This window comes from Microbacterium sp. SORGH_AS_0454, from assembly GCF_031453395.1.
Taxonomy (GTDB): domain Bacteria; phylum Actinomycetota; class Actinomycetes; order Actinomycetales; family Microbacteriaceae; genus Microbacterium.
In genome coordinates, this window is record NZ_JAVIYS010000001.1 from 1,424,821 (window position 1) to 1,441,528 (window position 16,708).

Consider the following 16,708-nt stretch of genomic DNA (forward strand, 5'->3'; position numbering starts at 1 on the left):
CACACGCGCACGCGTGCCACAGGGCAACCGAGACCGCAAGCTCACGGGCGATTTGCCAGGGATTCCATCACCGTGAAACGTTGGTGGAGGTCCGATTCCGGACCGCCCACCAGACCAGTCCGCGGTCGCCGGTGACGACTCGGGGGAGTCGGCCCGGCGAGCGTACGGTCGGCGGCCTGAGCGTCGGATCCGATATCCGACGCTGACGTGCTCCACCCCCGGAGAGCGCCGACGGCTGCCACCCGGGCGTGACCGCTGCGGCCACCCGAGGCCGCTGAGGTGCACACAGTGACCCATCCGCCTGCCTCCGCGGCGCCCGCTCTCGCCGCCAAGAACCTCTTCAAGGTCTTCGGACGCGCCCCTCAGGCCGCCGTCGACAAGCTCCGCTCCGGCGCCCGTCGCGAAGATGTGGCCGATGACGGGACCGCCGCCGTCATCGACGCCAGCTTCGAGGTGCTCCCCGGCGAGATCTTCGTCATCATGGGTCTCTCCGGCTCCGGTAAGTCCACGATCATCCGCATGCTGAACGGCCTGCACGAGGCCACCGCCGGCACCGTCGAGGTGAAGGGCGACGCCCTCACCGGCGTCGGCGCCTCGCGCCTGCGTTCGCTTCGACGCGACCGCCTCGCGATGGTCTTCCAACACTTCGCACTCCTGCCGCACCGGACGGTCGCGGCGAATGTCGCGTACCCCCTCGAGCTCCGGGGCGTGGGCAAGGCCGAGCGCCTCGCGAAGGCGAACGAGATCCTCGCGCTCGTCGGCCTCGAGGGCTGGGGCGACAAGCTGCCCTCCGCTCTGTCCGGCGGGATGCAGCAGCGCGTCGGCATCGCCCGCGCTCTCGCCGCCGACACCGACATCCTGCTGATGGACGAGGCGTTCAGCGCCTTGGATCCCCTCATCCGCCGCGAGATGCAGGAGCAGCTGCTCGAGCTGCAGCGGACGCTGAACAAGACCATCGTCTTCATCACCCACGACCTCAACGAGGCGATGTTCCTCGGTGACCGTATCGCCGTCATGCGCGACGGGCGCATCGTCCAGATCGGCACGCCCGAGGACATCCTCACCGACCCGGCGAACGACTACGTCGAGCAGTTCGTGCAGGACGTCGACCGCGCTCGCGTGCTTACCGCCGGCAACGTCATGGAGCGGCCGCGCCCCCGTGTCGACGCCTCCGCGGGCCCTCGCACAGCGCTTCGGCAGATGCGCGACGCCTACATGTCTGCCGTCTACGTCACCGATCGCGATCGCAGGCCGCTCGGCATCATCACCGACCGGGACGCCATCAAGCTCGTGCGTGCCGGCGAGAACTCGCTGCTCGGCAAGCTCAAGCCGCTGCCGCAGAGCGTCGGCGTCGACGACGTGCTGATGAACCTGTTCGTGCCGTCGGTCGAATCGCCCCTTCCCCTGGCCGTCCTCGACGCCGACGGTCGCCTCGCGGGAGTCATCCCGCGCGTGACGCTGCTCGCCGCTCTCGGCCCCGGTCCCACCGCCACCGAGGAGATCACCGTGCTGCCCCAGCCCCTTCCCTCCGCCGAGATCGACGCGGCGCTCGACGGGACCCCCGTCGATGCCGGGGTCCCGGCATCCGAGACCGAGGAGGTGCGCTGATGGATGGATTCCGCATTCCGGTCGGCTCCTGGGTGGATGCCGGTGTGGACTGGGTCCGCGACAACCTCTCGGGCCTGTTCGACGTCGTCGCCCTCATCGTGCGCTTCCTCGTCGGCGGGCTCAGCGACGTGCTGCTCGCCGCTCCCATCGTCGTGGTCATCATCGTCGCGGCGGCTCTCGCGTGGCTCCTGCGCTCGTGGAAGCTCGCTCTCGGGACCGTGATCGGCTTCGCCCTGATCCTCGCGATGGGCCAGTGGGTCACGGCGATGCAGACGCTGGCGCTCGTTCTCGTGGCCACCATCGTGGCCGTGGCGATCTCGGTGCCGTTGGGGATCTGGTCGGCACGCAACGCCACCGTCCGCGCGGTGCTCAAGCCGATCCTCGACTTCATGCAGACGATGCCCGCCTTCGTCTACCTGATCCCGGCGATCACGTTCTTCAGCATCGGTGTCGTACCCGGCGTGGTCTCCACCGTCATCTTCGCTCTGCCCCCGGGTGTGCGTCTGACCGAGCTCGGCATCCGCGGGGTCGACTCCGAGACCGTCGAGGCGGGACACGCGTTCGGGGCCACCCCCGGGCAGATCCTCCGCGGCATCCAGCTCCCGCTCGCGATGCCCACGATCATGGCGGGCGTCAACCAGGTCATCATGCTCGCGCTGTCGATGGCGGTCGTGGCCGGCATCGTCGGGGCCGACGGCCTGGGTAAAGAGGTCGTGCAGTCGATCTCGACGGTCAACCTGCCCAAGGGCGTCGAGGCGGGCCTGAGCGTCGTCGTCCTCGCCGTGTACCTCGACCGGCTCACCGCGGCCCTCGGCAACCGGGCCGACAACCGCGGTTCGCTGCTCGGCGTGCTGGCTCGGCGCCGGGCCGCGCGTTCCGCCGCAGCCGTCACCGCCGGAGCCACTGCGGCGTCGCACGTCGACACCACCTCGGCGGATGCCGCGAGCGAGGCCGAGCGCGAGAAGGCCTCGCCGCGTCGCGCGCCGGTGTCGTCGGGGCGCTGAGTCCCGGCATCCCTCCCTCGTTCTCCGGAGCGAGGGGTCGATTTCGGTCGCACAGGCGAGCTCTCGGCGACATAGAACGACCCCTCACCCGGGGAAGCACCCACGGAATCACATACGAAACGGAAGAGAACACAGCAATGAACAAGCGACACCTGACCTCTGCTCTCGCCCTCGGCGCCGCGGGCGCCCTGCTTCTCGGCGGCTGCGCCAGCGGGAACATGGCCGAAGGCGGCTCGGGCGACGGCGGCGAGAAGGGCACGATCACGCTCGGCTTCCTGCCCTCGTGGACAGACGGCCTCAGCACGGCGTACCTGCTGGAAGACCAGCTCGGCAAGCTCGGCTACAAGGTCGAGATGCAGACCCTCACCGAGGCGGGCCCGCTCTACACCGGTCTCGCCCAGGGCGACGTCGACATCTACCCGTCGGCCTGGCCCGAGCTCACGCACAAGTCGTACATGGACCGCTATGGCGACAAGATCGAGGACCTCGGCGCGTACTACGACAACGCCAAGCTCACGATCGCGGTGCCGAGCTACGTCGACATCGACTCGATCGACCAGCTCAAGGGCAACGCCGCGCGCTTCGACGGCCGCATCTACGGCATCGAGCCGGGTGCCGGCCTTACCACCCAGACGCAGGAGACCATGCTTCCCGGCTACGGTCTCGACGGCGAGTTCGAGCTGGTGACTTCCTCCACCGCGGCGATGCTCACCGAGCTCGACAACGCGATCGCGGCGAAGAAGGACATCGCCGTGACGCTGTGGCGCCCGTTCTGGGCCAACGACGCCTACGACGTGAAGGACCTGGCCGACCCGCAGGGCCTGATGGGCGATCCCGAGGCGCTGCACTTCCTCGGCACCTCGGGCTTCAAGCAGAAGTACCCGGATGCCGCCGAGCTCATCGCCGGTATCCGGCTGGATGACGAGCAGTACGGCTCGCTCGAAGACCTCGTGGTCAACGAGTACGGCGAGGGCCGCGAGGCCGAGGCCGTGGACGCCTGGCTCGAGAAGAACCCCTCGGCGTTCTCGACGCAGCGCGACTGACCTCTCGCTCCACGACGCCCCCTTCGCCCTCGAGGTGAAGGGGGCGTCGTCGTGGGGCACGGGCAGGCGGTGCCGCGAGCCCGTGAGGAGTCGTCGGGGAGGCCCGTTGGCCGGGGGTTCACCCGATCGCGTGAGCCCTCGTGAAACGCGTGATGAAGCCGGGGTGGTCGGCGGGCATCGCCAGCACCGAATCGGGCGTGCGTCCAGCGAGCTGGGGAAAGCCGGAATCGGCGACGAGGTCGTCGTCGAGCACGTCGAGCTCGGCGCTGACGAGCGGCCAGGGTTCGTGCGCGTTCGCGGCCCAGATCGTGCGGCCGAGGTGTCGCTCGTGGAAGCCCCAGCGGGCGGTGAGGAAACGCGACAAGGGGGTGTCGACCGTGTCCGTGCCGAGGGTCGCCCGCACCCGGGTCGCCGGATGCCGCGCCCCGTGGCGCCGAGACCGGAACTCGATGCGCGAGCCCTCGGTGCGCACCCCCGTCCGGGCCCAGCGGTACGGCAGGCCGAACAGGGCGCGCGCGGCGAGGACGGGAGCGAGGTGCTCGGCCTCGAGTGTGCGGAACACGACCCCGCGGCGGCCGTGATCGTCGACGGCGTAGGTGCGGACGTTGATCTCGGTGAAGGTCCCGAGAAGCGGCACCGGCGGCAGCGGGAGGAACCGGAACTCGCTCAGCACGAACGGCACGAGACCCACCCACGCGGAACCGTCGTGCACGTCGGGGCGGGTACCCGGCGGCAGGAGCGGGGCGACCTCGGCCGGATCGACGCGCCAGTGCACGAACACGGCGCGGTTCCAGCGCTGCGCGATGACGGCGCGTCCGGGCAGGTCGGGGGAGTGGCGCTCGGTGATCACCGGGTCATTCTGGCCCTGCCGCCCCGGCGCGGAGGGACACTGGACAGATGGCCCCGTCATCTGGTGCAGATCCTCGGCTCGTGGCATCCATCCGCGAGCTGCTCGCGGCGCGCGACGCCGGCAAGACGATCTGCCCGTCCGAGGCCGCTCGCGCGGTCGGCGGCGACGACTGGCGCGACCTCATGCAGCCCGCACGCGATGCGGCGCGTGAGTTGGTGGGGCTCGGCGAGGTCGAGGTGACGCAGCGGGGTGAGGTCGTCGACGTGACCACGGCCCGGGGTCCGGTGCGGATCCGTCGCGCGCGCTGAGGCGTGCGCTGCGGCTTTCGTGGAATCGGAGATTCGCATTGAAATCGGATGCTAGGGGCGTCGGCATCCGATTCTGCTGCGGTTCTCCGATTTCGGGGCGCCGTCGGTCGGGGCAGGTGCTCGCTGAGCGCGCGGGTGTCGCAGATCGCGGCGCTTTCGTGAGGCGGTGAGGTCTCCGCGGGCGGGCCGACCGTCGTGGAATCGGAGATTGTCGCCGGAATCGGATGCCAGGGGTCTCGGCATCCGATTCTGCTGCGGTTCTCCGATTTCGGGGCGCATCAGCCCCCGGACGCGAGCGCGGTCAGGCGGCCGAGCCGGGCGCGGTCTCGGCCGGGGGCGCGGATGCCGGGGGCGCGGTCGCTGTTCGCGGGAGTTCGAGGGCCACCTTCTTCTCGAGCACGTCGACGGCCTCGTCGGACAGCAGGATCAGTCCGTCGAGCTCTTCGCGGACGCGCTTGTAGGCGAGCTGGCGTTCGTTCGGGGTGGCGGCCTGGTCGGTCGCGACGGTGAGCAACTGCTTCGCGGTGTCGAGGCGTTTGCGTTCGTCGGGGGTGAAGGCCGCGTCCTTCACGCGGCGCGCGTCGCGCTCGGCCACCTCGAACGCGACCTCGTAGTCGGTGACGGCGTCGCGGTATTCGCGCAGCCGTTCGGGCGTGAGCGTCTCGCCGTCGTCGGGACGCAGATTGTCGGCCGCCTTCTTGGCCCGGAGGAACGCGGCGGTGAGGGGCTGACGCCCGTCGCTCATCGCGGGGTAGGAGATGAGCTTGGACGCGTCGAGCTCGTACTCAAGCCAGCGGTGGGTGACGGCATCCTGTGCCGCGATGATGCGCTGCTGTCCATCGGCGGCGACGGTGCTCGTGGGTGCGACGGCGACCGCGCCACCCTGTGCGCGGATCAGCTCGAGCTGTTCCCGGTGGCGGCGGCGGGCGGTGACTTCGCGGTGCTTCACGCGCGCGTTGACGGCTCCCATCGTCATCCCGAAGAGGGGGAAGACGAGCCACCAGTAGCTACCGGCGAAGGTCCAGAAGTGCTCCACAGCGTCATGCTACGCCGCTCCTCCCAGCGGTTCTCAGGAAGACGACGTGGGCGGCCGATCGCGTGCGGGAGGAGGCCACACCGGACCGGACCGCGGCGGGGGGCCGCCGGCATCCGGAGTCTTCTTCTGCGCGCGTCTAGCACCGCGCTCGCTCCAGTTGCGGGCGGCCGCGCGGCCCATCGACTCCATCGAGCGGGCGAGGGCGCGCTGGGCCGTCTCGGCCAGATCGGATGCCATGCGACTCCATGCGTCGTTGCCCTCGACGCTCGGCTGCTCGCCCTCGTTGCGGCGCGCCGCCCGCTCGGCGCGGTCGAAGGCGTGGGAGGCGCGGCGCACGGCGTCGCGATAGGCGAGGAAGTCGGCCGGCTCGAGCCGCGTCTGCACCGACGCGGGGCGCAGCCACTGCGCCTTCTCGTGCGCGCGCAGGAAGTCGGCGAGAAGGGGCCAGCGGGAGTCGCTCATCTGCGGATAGTCGATGGCGAGACCCGGGTCGGTCTCGTACGCCATCCACCGCGCGAGGATCGCGTCGTGCTCGGCCAGCAGACGGGCGACGGGCAGCGGCGCGCTGCCCGAGCGGATCGCCGGCAGCATCGCCTTGGCGGCCTTCACCCCGGCGCGGCGGGCGCGCACTTCGGCCATCGCGGCCCGCAAGTCGCGCTGCGCGTCGGTGAGGCGGCCGCGAGCCGCGGAGACGGCGTCGGACGAGACCCGGGATGCCGCCCGCTCGGCCTGGGCGCGGACAACCTCGGCGTCGGCGACCTTGACGTCGGCGCGTCCGCGGGTGACGGCGGTGCGCGCGACCTGGAGGTCGAGCACGGCGGCGTCGAGTTCGAGGCGGCGCGCGGCGGCTTTGCCGAGGGGACGCGTCGACCAGGCGCGGACGGCTCGACCGGTCGTGGTCGTCGCACCGGCGGGAAGCGCGTGCTGGCGCGAACGGCGCACGCCGAGCCAGCCGACGGTGCCCGCACCGGCCGCTGCCGGGCCGATCCACCACCAGTCGACCAGAAGGGCCATCAGCGGTTCCACGGTCCCCATGCTATGCCGGGCCTCCGACAGCGGGCTGGGCGTCGGGCCGAAATCCGCAGCGGTCAGCCCGGGTGCACCACCGTGCGGGGCTGCTCCGTCGTCCCGGCGGCTTCCCGCGGCAGGAAGTGGCTCCTCACGCGAGGATCGGGCGGCCTCAGCCGAGGATCAGCGAGATCACCGTGGCGCCGCCGCCGGTGAGCACCAGCGCGCCGATCACGACCCACGCGGTGATCTTGACGCGCTTCTGCCGCTTGTCGCTGAACACGGTCATGTCGTCGTCGTCATCGGTCATCGCGCGTCTCCTCTCCAGAGTGCGTCGTGCGGGGAATCGGCCAGCTCAGGCCACCGGCTCCGAGACGGTCGGGCCAAACACGGCGGGCAGCGTCTCGGTCGACAGGCGGCGCAGCTCCGACACGGGGACGGTGAAGACGTCCTGGATCTCGAGGGATGCCTCGGTGCCCGGCTCGACGTCGGTCACGCCGATGCGCAGCACCGGGTAGCCGCGGCCGTCGCACAGGCCCCGGAACTTCACGTCTTCCTCGCGGGGGACGCTGACCAGCACGCGGCCGGTGGACTCGCTGAACAGGGCGGCCGTGGCATCCACACCGTCGCGCTCCATGAGCTCGGTGAGCCAGACGCGCGCGCCGACGCCGAAGCGCATGACGCCCTCGGCGAGGGCCTGCGCGAGGCCGCCCGACGACAGGTCGTGCGCGCTGGAGACGAGCGACTGCGAGCCCGCGGCCTGCAGCAGCTCGGCGAGCTTGCGCTCCTGAGCCAGATCGACCTTCGGCGGGCGTCCGCCGAGGTGGTCGTGGATCGTGCCGGCCCACTGCGAACCGTCGAGCTCGTCGGCGGTGACCCCCAGCAGGTAGAGGTTCTCGCCGGCATCCTGCCAGCCGCTCGGGATGCGGGCGGCGACGTCGTCGATGATGCCGAGGACGCCGACCACGGGGGTCGGGTGGATGGGCTGGTCGCCGGTCTGGTTGTAGAACGACACGTTGCCGCCCGTGACCGGGATGCCGAGCTCGAGGCATCCATCGCTCAGGCCCTCGACGGCCTGGCTGAACTGCCACATGACCTCGGGGTTCTCGGGGCTGCCGAAGTTCAGGCAGTCGGTGACGGCGGTGGGTACGGCGCCCGTGACGGCGACGTTGCGGTACGCCTCGGCCAGCGCCAGCTTCGCGCCGTTGTAGGGGTCGAGCTGGTTGTAGCGGCCGTTGCAGTCGGTGGCGATCGCGAAGCCGAGGCCCGTCTCCTCGTCGACGCGGATTATGCCGGCGTCGTCGGGGAAGCTCAGCGCCGTGTTGCCCAGCACGTAGTAGTCGTACTGGTTCGTGATCCACGAGGTGTCGGCGAGGTTGGGGCTCGCCACCAGGGTCGTGAACTGGTTGCGGAGGGTCTCGGCATCCGTCGCCCGTGAGAGCTTCGCGGCGGAGTCTGCCTGCAGGGCGTCGATCCAGGTGGGGTAGGCGACCGGGCGCTCGTAGACGGGGCCGTCGACCGCGACGGTTGAGGGGTCGACGTCGACGATGCGCTCGCCGTACCAGTCGATGACGAGGCGGCCGTCGCCGGTGACCTCGCCGAGAACACTGGTCTCGACGTCCCACTTGCCGACGACGGCGAGGAACGCGTCGAGCTTCTCGGGCGCGACGATCGCCATCATGCGCTCCTGCGACTCCGACATGAGGATCTCTTCGGGAGTCAGCGAGGGGTCGCGCAGCAGCACCTTCGAGAGTTCGACCTTCATGCCGCTGTCGCCGTTGGCGGCCAGCTCGCTCGTCGCGCACGAGATGCCCGCGGCCCCGAGGTCTTGAATGGCTTCGACGAGGTCGTCTCGGTAGAGCTCGAGGCAGCACTCGATGAGGACCTTCTCGGCGAACGGGTCGCCCACCTGCACCGCGGGACGCTTGGTGGGTCCGCCGTCGGCGAAAGTGTCGGATGCCAGGATGCTGGCGCCGCCGATGCCGTCGCCGCCCGTGCGGGCACCGAACAGCACGACCTTGTTGCCGACGCCGGTGGCGTTGGCGAGCTTGATGTCTTCGTGGCGCATGACGCCGACCGCGAGGGCGTTGACGAGCGGGTTGCCCTGGTAGACGGCGTCGAACACCGTCTCGCCGCCGATGTTGGGCAGGCCGAGGCAGTTGCCGTAGAACGAGATACCGCTGGTGACACCGTGCACGACGCGGGGGGTGTCGGGGTGGTCGATGGCGCCGAAGCGCAGCTGGTCCATGACGGCGACCGGGCGCGCGCCCATCGAGATGATGTCGCGGACGATGCCGCCGACGCCGGTCGCCGCACCCTGGAAGGGCTCGATGTAGCTGGGGTGGTTGTGCGACTCGACCTTGAAGGTGACCGCCCAGCCGTCGCCCACGTCGACCACGCCGGCGTTCTGGCCCATGCCGACCATGAGGCGCGTCTTCATCTCGTCGCTGACCTTCTGGCCGAACTGACGGAGATAGATCTTGCTCGACTTGTAGGAGCAGTGCTCGCTCCACATGACCGAGTACATTGCCAGCTCACCGCTCGTGGGGCGACGGCCCAGGATCTCGCGAATCTGGGCGTACTCGTCGCTCTTGAGGCCGAGGGCGCCGTACGGCTGCTCTTTCTCGGGCGTGGCGATCGCGTTCTCAACCGTATCGGCGAGGGCGGTACGGGCGGCGGGGTTCGGGGTGGTCACGCGGCTGAGCTCCAAGAATCGCAGGGGCCGGACGGGAGTCAGTCTAGTTGGGTGCGCCGACATCGCCGGGGTCGACGGCAGCCGGGGGCATAACCTCAGCGATCCGCGGAAAGTCAGCCGGGTTCCCCGCATTCGGGCTGAGGATGTGCGGATCGCCGAGGTGTGAAGGTGGCTCGGGCAAGATAGACGGGGCTGCACCGTCCGCAGTCAGCGGAGGAAAGACCATGCGCATCGTCATCGCCCCCGACAAGTTCAAGGGCACGCTGACCGCGCGTGAGGCGGCGGATGCCATGGCCCTGGCGGTGCGCGAGCGGTGGCCCGGCGCCGAGATCGCGATCGTGCCGATGGCCGACGGGGGAGACGGTACTCTCGACGCCCTGGGCGGGGCGAACGTCTCCGACGAGGTGACCGGACCGCTCGGCGAACCCGTGCGTGCCGCCTGGCGGCTCGACGGCCGAGCCGCCGTGATCGAGTCGGCGGCGGCATCCGGGCTCGTCCTCGCTGGGGGTGCGGAGGCCAACGACTCCTGGGGCGCGACGACACGGGGCGTCGGCGAGCTCATCAGGCTCGCCCTCGACTCGGGGTCGATCCGGATCGTGGTGGGGACCGGCGGCGTCGCCGCGACCGACGGCGGCCGCGGCGCGATCGAGGCGCTGGGCGACCACGTGCCGTTCGCTCCCGGGCAGGTGACGGTGCTCACCGACACGACCACGACGTTCGTCCACGCGGCCAAGGTGTTCGGTCCGCAGAAGGGCGCCGACGCGGCACTCGTCGAGCGCCTGACGGAGCGATTGCGGGCGGATGCCGCGGACTGGGCCGAGCGCTTCGGACTGGACGTTTCGATCGTGCCGAGGTCGGGGGCCGCCGGTGGTCTGTCGGGTGCTCTCCTCGCTGCCGGTGCCGAGGTCGTCGACGGTGCGGCCTACGTCGCGCAGGCGCTCGAGCTGAGCGAAGCGCTCGCCGAGTCGGATCTCGCCCTCACCGGGGAGGGCACGTTCGACGCGACGAGCATCGCAGGCAAGGGGCCGGGGCACGTGCTCTCGGTCGCCGCGCGCCACCGGGTGCCGGCCATCGTCATCGCGGGGGTCGTCGCCGCGGATGCCGTCGGCTCGCGGGTCTTCTCGATGAGCAAGGTCGTCGGCGCCGAGCACGCCCTCGCCGACCCTGCCGACGCACTGCGCGTCACGACGACGCAAGCCCTCTGGCAACTCGACCTCTGAGTCGTCGCTGCGGGCTCGCGACCCGGTGGTCCCGGTAGCGGATCGACGCGTCTGCGTCGGATGCCGCTGCCGAAACCGCATGACTCTCGGGCACCGGTCCGATTCTGTCGAGCGAACCCCGCGTCAGCCTCCGGTCTTCGCGATCCGCACCCGGATGTCTTTCATCAGCGGCTGGTCGCTCTGACGGCTGTAGTCGTCCGGGCCGAGCAGCACGTTCAACTCGGGGAAGTACCCGGCGGCGCTGCCGCGCGGGGTGTCGTACTCCAGCGCACGGAACGCCGTGACACTGCGGACCGATCCGTCGCGCGAGGTGGCGACGATGTCGACGAGGTCGCCCTCGGCGATGCCGCGCTCCTTCATGTCGCGTCGGTTCATGAACACCAGTTCGCGGATGTTGCGGACGCCCCGGTAGCGATCGTCGGCCGAGTAGATGGTGGTGTTCCACTGGTCGTGCGAGCGCATGGTCTGCAGCACCAGCACATCGGCCTCTTCGGGGATGACATTGGGCAGCTCGGCATCCGAGAACTCCGCCTTGCCGGACGGCGTCTGGAAGTCGCGCTCGCGAGCCGGCTGGGGGATTCGGAAGCCGTAGTGCTGGCGCACGAGCTCGTTGAACCCCTCGAACCCGGGCAGAACTTTGGCCATCGTGTCGCGGATGCGGTCGTAGTCGCCGACGTACCACTCCCACGGCGTCGCCGAATCGGGCATGGCCGCTCGCGCGATGCGCGCGATGATCTCGGGCTCACTCAGCAGGTGCGGCGACGCGGGCTTGCGGGATCCGAGCGAGAGCATGACGGAGCTCATGGCGTCTTCGGTCGAGATCGACTGGGGCCCCGTCTCTTGCTCGTCGCGCTCGGTGCGGCCGAGGCAGGGAAGGATCAGGGCCTTCTTGCCGTGCGTGAGGTGGCTGCGGTTGAGTTTGGTGCTCACGTGCGCGGTCAACTCGCACCGACTCATGCCCTCGGCGGTGAGAGTGGTGTCGGGAGCGGCGCGGACGAAGTTGCCGCCCATGCCGAGGAAGACCTTGAGGTCGCCGCGGTGCAGGGCCGCCACCGTGTGCACCGTGTCGAGGCCGGGCTCGCGGGGTGAGGTGATGCCGCACACCTCGTCGAGCTTGGCGAGCCAGTCCTCGGTGGGCTTGTGGTTGATGCCGCACGTGCGGTTGCCCTGCACATTGCTGTGGCCGCGCACGGGGGAGGGGCCAGTGCCCTTGCGGCCGACGTTGCCGCGCAGCAGCAGGACGTTGACGATCTCGCGCACGGTGTCGACGCCGTGCTGGTGTTGGCTCACGCCCAGGCACCAGCTGATGACACAGGCGCGGGAGGCGAGGTACACCTCGGCGGCGCCGCGGATCTCGGCCTCTGTCAGACCGGCCTGCTCGACCAGTTCGTCCCAGCTCGTGGCCTCGACGAGTGCGCGGTAGGCATCGAGCCCGCTCGTGTACTGATCGAGGAACGCCTGGTCGAGGGCGGTCGGGTCGGTCTCGGACGCCTCGAACACGACCTTGGCCATGCCGCGGATCAGCGCGAGGTCGCCGCCCGGGCGCACCTGGAGGTTCATCGTGCTGGTCGGGGTGGAGTTGAAGGTCGCCATGTCGACGATCTCGTGCGGCACGATCGTGCGGGTGCCGGCGACCTCGCGCAGCGGATTGACGTGCACGATCTGCGCGCCGCGGTCGATCGCCTCGGCGAGGCTCGTGAGCATGCGCGGGGCGTTCGAGGCGGCGTTCACGCCGAGGATGAACAGTGCGTCGGCGTTCTCCCAGTCCTCGAGGTCGGCGGTGCCCTTGCCCGTGGCGAGGGATGCCGTGAGCCCGCGGCCCGACCCTTCGTGGCACATGTTCGAGCAGTCGGGGAGGTTGTTCGTGCCCAGTTCGCGCGCGAACAGCTGGTAGAGGAAGGACGCCTCGTTGCTCAGGCGGCCGGAGGTGTAGAAAGCGGCCTGGTCGGGGGAGTCCAGTGCGGTGATCTCGTGGGCGATCATGCGGAACGCGTCGTTCCACGAGATGGGCACATAGTGGTCGGTCTCGGCGTCGTAGACCATGGGGCCGACGAGGCGACCGGCGTCTTCGAGCTCGAAGTCGCTCCACTGCGACAGCTCGCTCACCGAGTGCTCGGCGAAGAACTCCTTGCCGACGCGCTTGTGGGTCATCTCCCACGTCACGTGCTTGATGCCGTTCTCGCAGATGTCGAGAGTGACGCCCTTGTCGTCGGGCCACGCGCACCCGGGGCAGTCGAAGCCGCTCTTGGGGTGGTTCATGGTGAACATGGCCTTGGTGCCGGCGACCGGCTGACGCTGTTCGAGCAGCACCTTGCCGACGGTCAGCGCCGCGCCCCAGCCGGCCGCGGGGTGCTCGTAGGGACCGGTGCTCGACCACTCGCCGTCGATCCGCGGGCCGAGGCCGCCCTGGCGCGGTTCCTCGGTCATCAGTCCGAACGATTCACCCATGTTCACCCTCCGTGGATCTCGGCGCCGAGTCGGTGGCATCTACACACCGAGCGCTGGTCGTCAGCGTACGCTCGCCACCTTCTGGGTGGAGGGGGTTGTGGACGCCGCGGGCTCGGGTACACGGACACGGTCGGCGCGCGTGTAGAGGTTCATGCTGTTGCCGCGCACGAAGGCGGCGAGGGTCAGCCCGGCGCGCTCGGCGAGTTCGATCGCGAGAGACGACGGCGCCGAGACGGCGGAGAGCATCGGGATGCCGGCCATGACGGCTTTCTGCACGAGCTCGAAGCTGACGCGGCCCGAGACCTGCAGCACCGTTTCGCGCAAGGGGAGCCGATCGTGGAGTACGGCCCAGCCCACGACTTTGTCGACGGCGTTGTGGCGACCGACGTCTTCGCGGGCGACCAGCAGCTCGCCGGTGGTCGCGTCGAACAAGGCCGCACCGTGCAGGCCGCCGGTCTTGTCGAAGGTCTTCTGCTGCTCGCGCAGGCGATCGGGGTACGCCGCGACCTCGTGCGCCGAGACGGACAGGGGGTCGGTGGACACGTCGTACGTCGACACTTTCTCGACCGCCTCGATCGAAGCGGTGCCGCACACCCCGCACGAGCTCGTCGTATAGAAGGAGCGCGCGATGTCGGGGGAAGGCAGGGCCACACCCGGTGCGAGGGTGAGATCGAGGACGTTGTAGGTGTTGCCGTCGGCGCCCCCGGTGCCCGGCCCGCCGCAGTGGATCGCGCGGGCGAAGTCCTCGCCCCGGCTGATCACGCCCTCCGAGACGAGGAAACCGGCCGCGAGCTCGACGTCGTGCCCGGGCGTGCGCATCGTCACCGACAGGGGCGTGCCGGCGACACGGATCTCGAGCGGTTCCTCGACGGCCACGGCATCCGGTCTCTGTCTGTTCACGCCGTCGAGCGTGAGGCGCGTCACGCGACGCGAGGCGGTCAGGCGGCCCATGTCAGGACCGAACCGGAGAGCTGGAGGGGGACATGGGTCGAGCGTACGCCGGGCCTCCGACACCGCGGGGGCCCTTTCGCGACGAATCAACCGGTCGAAGGGATGCCACCCCCCCGCTGCCATGAGAGCGTGCACACTCTCGAAATCCTGCGGTTTGCGGCTATCCGCATTCACTCAAATACAGAATCGCGGAACTTTTTCAAGTCCGACGTGACGATTCCCCGACCCGGTACGTCTAAGTCATGTAGGCCGAAGCGCCCACCCCGGACACCCGGGTCCAGACATTCGAAAGGCACGGACATGGCTGAGAACGCCCCCACCACCCCCGCTGCGCAGAACGTCCCCCAGTCGGCGTCGCGCGTGAACCGTCCGCTCAACGGCCGCGGCCAGGACGCCCCCGTCGAGGGCAAGACCTCGATCGCCGAGGGCGTCGTCGCCAAGGTCGCCGGCATCGCGGCCCGCGAGGTCTCGGGCGTGTACGCGCTGGGCGGCGGCGGAGCCCGTGCCCTCGGTGCGATCCGCGACGCGATCAACGCGACCGACCTTACGCAGGGCGTCAAGGTCGAGGTCGGCGAGACGCAGGCCGCGGCCGACATCACCATCGTGGTCGAGTACGGCGCCCCCATCCAGGAGGTCGCCGACCAGGTTCGCGCCCGTGTGGCCGGTGCCATCAACCGTCTGGTCGGCCTCGAGGTCGTCGAGGTCAACGTCGACGTCAACGACGTCCACATCCCGGGCGACGACAACACCGACGCCGACTCCGAGAAGCGTGTCCAGTGAGCGCCTCGACGAAGGGCGCCCTGGCCGGACTCGTTCTGGCCCTCAGCGCTCTAATCTTCGGTTTCTGGGGCTTCGTCCTCGTCGCCCTCTTCATGGTGATCGGCGTGGTCGTCGCCCGCATCACGGCGGGTGAACTCGACTTCGGCAACATCGTCAACGCCTTCAAGGGTCGGAGCACATCGTGACCACCGTCACCGCTTCCCCCGGGGTCGGCAGCCGCACCGCGGTTGCCGGCCCCGGCCTCCCGGCCGGTCGGGTGACCATCTCCGACCGTGTGCTGCAGAAGACGGCCGAGCAGGCCGCCGCCGACATCGTCGGAGTGGATGCCAAGAACGTCCGCGTCGAGATCGTCTCGGCGCGGGACACCGCTGCGGTGCGCGTGACGACGTCGTTTCCCGTCCCCCGCCTCGACGACACCGAGGCCGTACGCGCCGCGACTCCGGTGCTGGAGGCCGCGCGCGTCGCCCAGACCGAGCTGCGCTCGCGTCTGGCCCACCTGTTCGGGCGCGAGATCTCGCGCGTCGACCTCACCATCTCGGGTGCCTCCACCCCTCAGCGAAAGCGAGTGCTGTGATGACTGACACCGTGCTCCGCACCGTCGTGCGTCGCGAGACCCACTCGCCCCGCACCACCGCCATGCTCGTCGTGGTCGCGCTGTTGATCGTCGCCCTCGCGTACGCCGCGGTCGAGATCATCCTCAGCCTCTCCGGTGCCCAGCCCCTGCTGGTCGCCCCCGGTGAAGCGCTGAACGCCGTCGTCGCGGCACCGACCGCGCTCATGCCGGTCGCCTTCATCGTCGGTGGGGTCGTTCTCGCCGTCGTGGGCCTGATCGTTCTCGTCCTCGCGCTCAAGCCCGGCCGCCTCTCGCGCCACGAGATGTCGTGGGGAGAACGTGCCGTCGTCGTCGACAACGGCGTCGTGGCATCCGCCCTCGCCCAGCACCTCAGCAACGAGTCGGGCATCGTGCGGGAGGACATCGTCGTGGGCGTCGCCCACCGCTCCGTCGACGTGACGGTTCGTCCCCCGGTCGGCATCCCGGTCGACGAGGCGCAACTGCAGCGCATCGTCGACGAGGAAGTCACCTCGTACAAGCTCTCGCCCGCCGTGCGCACGCACCTGCGCGTGCACCGACCCGACACCGAGGAGTCCCGATGAACGCGACGCGACGCGGTCTGAACCGCTTCCTTCTCTTCCTGGTCGCCGTCGTGCTGCTGGGCCTGGCCGCTCTCGCCCTCGCCGTCGGCCTGCTCCCGGGCGGCGCCGACACCTGGACCTCGGTCATGGGCGGATTCCAGGGCTGGCTCGAGTCGCTGGGTCGTGAGTCCGCGGGCTGGGGCGCCGTCGCCGCGATCGTGGTGCTGGTGATCCTGCTCGTCCTGATCGCTTCGGCCGCCGTGCGCGGTCGCCGCCACGCACCGTTGCAGTCCACCGGCAGCGCGAGCGACGAGGGACGCATCACGGTCACGGATGGATTCGCCTCCGAAGCGCTGAAGAACGCGCTGGGCGAGCGTGACGAGATCCTCTCTTCGCGCATCACCGCCGGTGAGGTCGGAAAGCAGTCCGTGCTGCACGTGGCGGTCACCCCGCGTCAGAACACCTCGCCCCGTGAGGTCGCCGAGCACGTCGACACGCTGGTGACTAATCTTGCCGCGCTCACGGGCCAGAACCTGCGCGCCTACATCTCGATCCACTCGGGTCTGCGCGCGAAACTCGCGCGCGACAACACCCGCGTTCACTGACACCCACGAGGAGACGTG

At 70.0% G+C, this 16,708-nt stretch carries 17 protein-coding genes; 10 read left to right on the forward strand and 7 right to left on the reverse strand.

Annotated elements, in window-relative coordinates; genetic code table 11:
* Nucleotides 1–288: 288 nt before the first annotated feature.
* The 3 genes from QE454_RS06605 (at nucleotide 289) to QE454_RS06615 (ending at nucleotide 3,655) form a co-directional block, all read left to right on the forward strand.
* Nucleotides 289–1,608 carry a glycine betaine/L-proline ABC transporter ATP-binding protein gene (locus tag QE454_RS06605; RefSeq protein ID WP_307456795.1) on the forward strand — a complete coding sequence of 440 codons (1,320 nt, stop codon included), beginning with the start codon at nucleotides 289–291 and terminating at the stop codon, nucleotides 1,606–1,608.
* The gene (locus QE454_RS06610; protein WP_210075688.1) at nucleotides 1,608–2,612 is read left to right on the forward strand and encodes a proline/glycine betaine ABC transporter permease; all 1,005 of its coding nucleotides are present in this window, start codon (nucleotides 1,608–1,610) and stop codon (nucleotides 2,610–2,612) included. Before QE454_RS06605 ends, QE454_RS06610 begins: the two co-directional genes overlap by 1 nt.
* A gap of 137 nt (nucleotides 2,613–2,749) precedes the next feature.
* Nucleotides 2,750–3,655: a glycine betaine ABC transporter substrate-binding protein gene (locus tag QE454_RS06615; RefSeq protein ID WP_307456791.1), complete on the forward strand. Its 906-nt coding sequence runs from the start codon at nucleotides 2,750–2,752 to the stop codon at nucleotides 3,653–3,655.
* Between the two features lie 118 nt (nucleotides 3,656–3,773).
* On the opposite strand, the gene QE454_RS06620 is transcribed toward QE454_RS06615, so the two are convergent.
* Nucleotides 3,774–4,505, reverse strand: a complete 732-nt coding sequence (locus QE454_RS06620; protein WP_307456788.1) for a YqjF family protein — start codon at nucleotides 4,503–4,505, stop codon at nucleotides 3,774–3,776.
* A 47-nt stretch (nucleotides 4,506–4,552) separates the two neighbouring features.
* Between QE454_RS06620 and QE454_RS06625 the strand changes: the two genes are divergently transcribed.
* On the forward strand, nucleotides 4,553–4,813 hold the full coding sequence (locus QE454_RS06625) for a DUF3253 domain-containing protein (RefSeq protein ID WP_210075694.1): 261 nt from the start codon (nucleotides 4,553–4,555) through the stop codon (nucleotides 4,811–4,813).
* 301 nt (nucleotides 4,814–5,114) lie between these two features.
* On the opposite strand, the gene QE454_RS06630 is transcribed toward QE454_RS06625, so the two are convergent.
* The 4 genes from QE454_RS06630 to purL all read right to left on the reverse strand — a co-directional run bounded on the left by QE454_RS06630 (nucleotide 5,115) and on the right by purL (nucleotide 9,615).
* Complete coding sequence (locus QE454_RS06630) at nucleotides 5,115–5,849, reverse strand: hypothetical protein (RefSeq protein ID WP_307456782.1); 735 nt, start codon at nucleotides 5,847–5,849, stop codon at nucleotides 5,115–5,117.
* A 33-nt stretch (nucleotides 5,850–5,882) separates the two neighbouring features.
* Entirely contained in the window at nucleotides 5,883–6,875 is a 993-nt protein-coding gene (locus tag QE454_RS06635; protein WP_307314264.1) for a hypothetical protein, read from the reverse strand.
* 154 nt (nucleotides 6,876–7,029) lie between these two features.
* Nucleotides 7,030–7,167 (reverse strand): hypothetical protein, encoded by a 138-nt coding sequence (locus tag QE454_RS06640; RefSeq protein WP_170210666.1) that lies wholly within the window; start codon nucleotides 7,165–7,167, stop codon nucleotides 7,030–7,032.
* 45 nt (nucleotides 7,168–7,212) lie between these two features.
* Nucleotides 7,213–9,615, reverse strand: a complete 2,403-nt coding sequence (purL, locus tag QE454_RS06645; RefSeq protein WP_373459395.1) for a phosphoribosylformylglycinamidine synthase subunit PurL — start codon at nucleotides 9,613–9,615, stop codon at nucleotides 7,213–7,215.
* Between the two features lie 161 nt (nucleotides 9,616–9,776).
* Between purL and QE454_RS06650 the strand changes: the two genes are divergently transcribed.
* Nucleotides 9,777–10,772 carry a glycerate kinase gene (locus QE454_RS06650; RefSeq protein WP_307456774.1) on the forward strand — a complete coding sequence of 332 codons (996 nt, stop codon included), beginning with the start codon at nucleotides 9,777–9,779 and terminating at the stop codon, nucleotides 10,770–10,772.
* Nucleotides 10,773–10,895: 123 nt separating this feature from the next.
* On the opposite strand, the gene QE454_RS06655 is transcribed toward QE454_RS06650, so the two are convergent.
* Together QE454_RS06655 and fdhD are read right to left on the reverse strand one after the other, a co-directional pair.
* Complete coding sequence (locus QE454_RS06655) at nucleotides 10,896–13,220, reverse strand: FdhF/YdeP family oxidoreductase (protein WP_307456771.1); 2,325 nt, start codon at nucleotides 13,218–13,220, stop codon at nucleotides 10,896–10,898.
* Nucleotides 13,221–13,280: 60 nt separating this feature from the next.
* On the reverse strand, nucleotides 13,281–14,171 hold the full coding sequence (gene fdhD / locus QE454_RS06660) for a formate dehydrogenase accessory sulfurtransferase FdhD (RefSeq protein ID WP_210075720.1): 891 nt from the start codon (nucleotides 14,169–14,171) through the stop codon (nucleotides 13,281–13,283).
* A gap of 300 nt (nucleotides 14,172–14,471) precedes the next feature.
* On the opposite strand from fdhD, the gene QE454_RS06665 reads away from it, so the two are divergent.
* From QE454_RS06665 to QE454_RS06685, 5 genes are read left to right on the forward strand one after another with little or no spacing between them, the layout of a single operon-like run.
* A complete protein-coding gene (locus tag QE454_RS06665; RefSeq protein ID WP_210075723.1) occupies nucleotides 14,472–14,951 on the forward strand; it encodes an Asp23/Gls24 family envelope stress response protein in 480 nt (159 codons plus the stop codon).
* Nucleotides 14,948–15,136 carry a DUF2273 domain-containing protein gene (locus QE454_RS06670; protein WP_210075725.1) on the forward strand — a complete coding sequence of 63 codons (189 nt, stop codon included), beginning with the start codon at nucleotides 14,948–14,950 and terminating at the stop codon, nucleotides 15,134–15,136. Before QE454_RS06665 ends, QE454_RS06670 begins: the two co-directional genes overlap by 4 nt.
* Nucleotides 15,133–15,525, forward strand: coding sequence for a hypothetical protein (locus QE454_RS06675; protein ID WP_210075728.1), 393 nt, complete (start codon nucleotides 15,133–15,135; stop codon nucleotides 15,523–15,525). The genes QE454_RS06670 and QE454_RS06675 overlap by 4 nt, the downstream gene beginning before the upstream one ends.
* A complete protein-coding gene (locus QE454_RS06680; protein ID WP_307456763.1) occupies nucleotides 15,525–16,106 on the forward strand; it encodes a DNA/RNA endonuclease G in 582 nt (193 codons plus the stop codon). The genes QE454_RS06675 and QE454_RS06680 overlap by 1 nt, the downstream gene beginning before the upstream one ends.
* Nucleotides 16,103–16,690, forward strand: coding sequence for a hypothetical protein (locus QE454_RS06685; protein ID WP_210075730.1), 588 nt, complete (start codon nucleotides 16,103–16,105; stop codon nucleotides 16,688–16,690). Before QE454_RS06680 ends, QE454_RS06685 begins: the two co-directional genes overlap by 4 nt.
* Nucleotides 16,691–16,708: the final 18 nt, after the last annotated feature.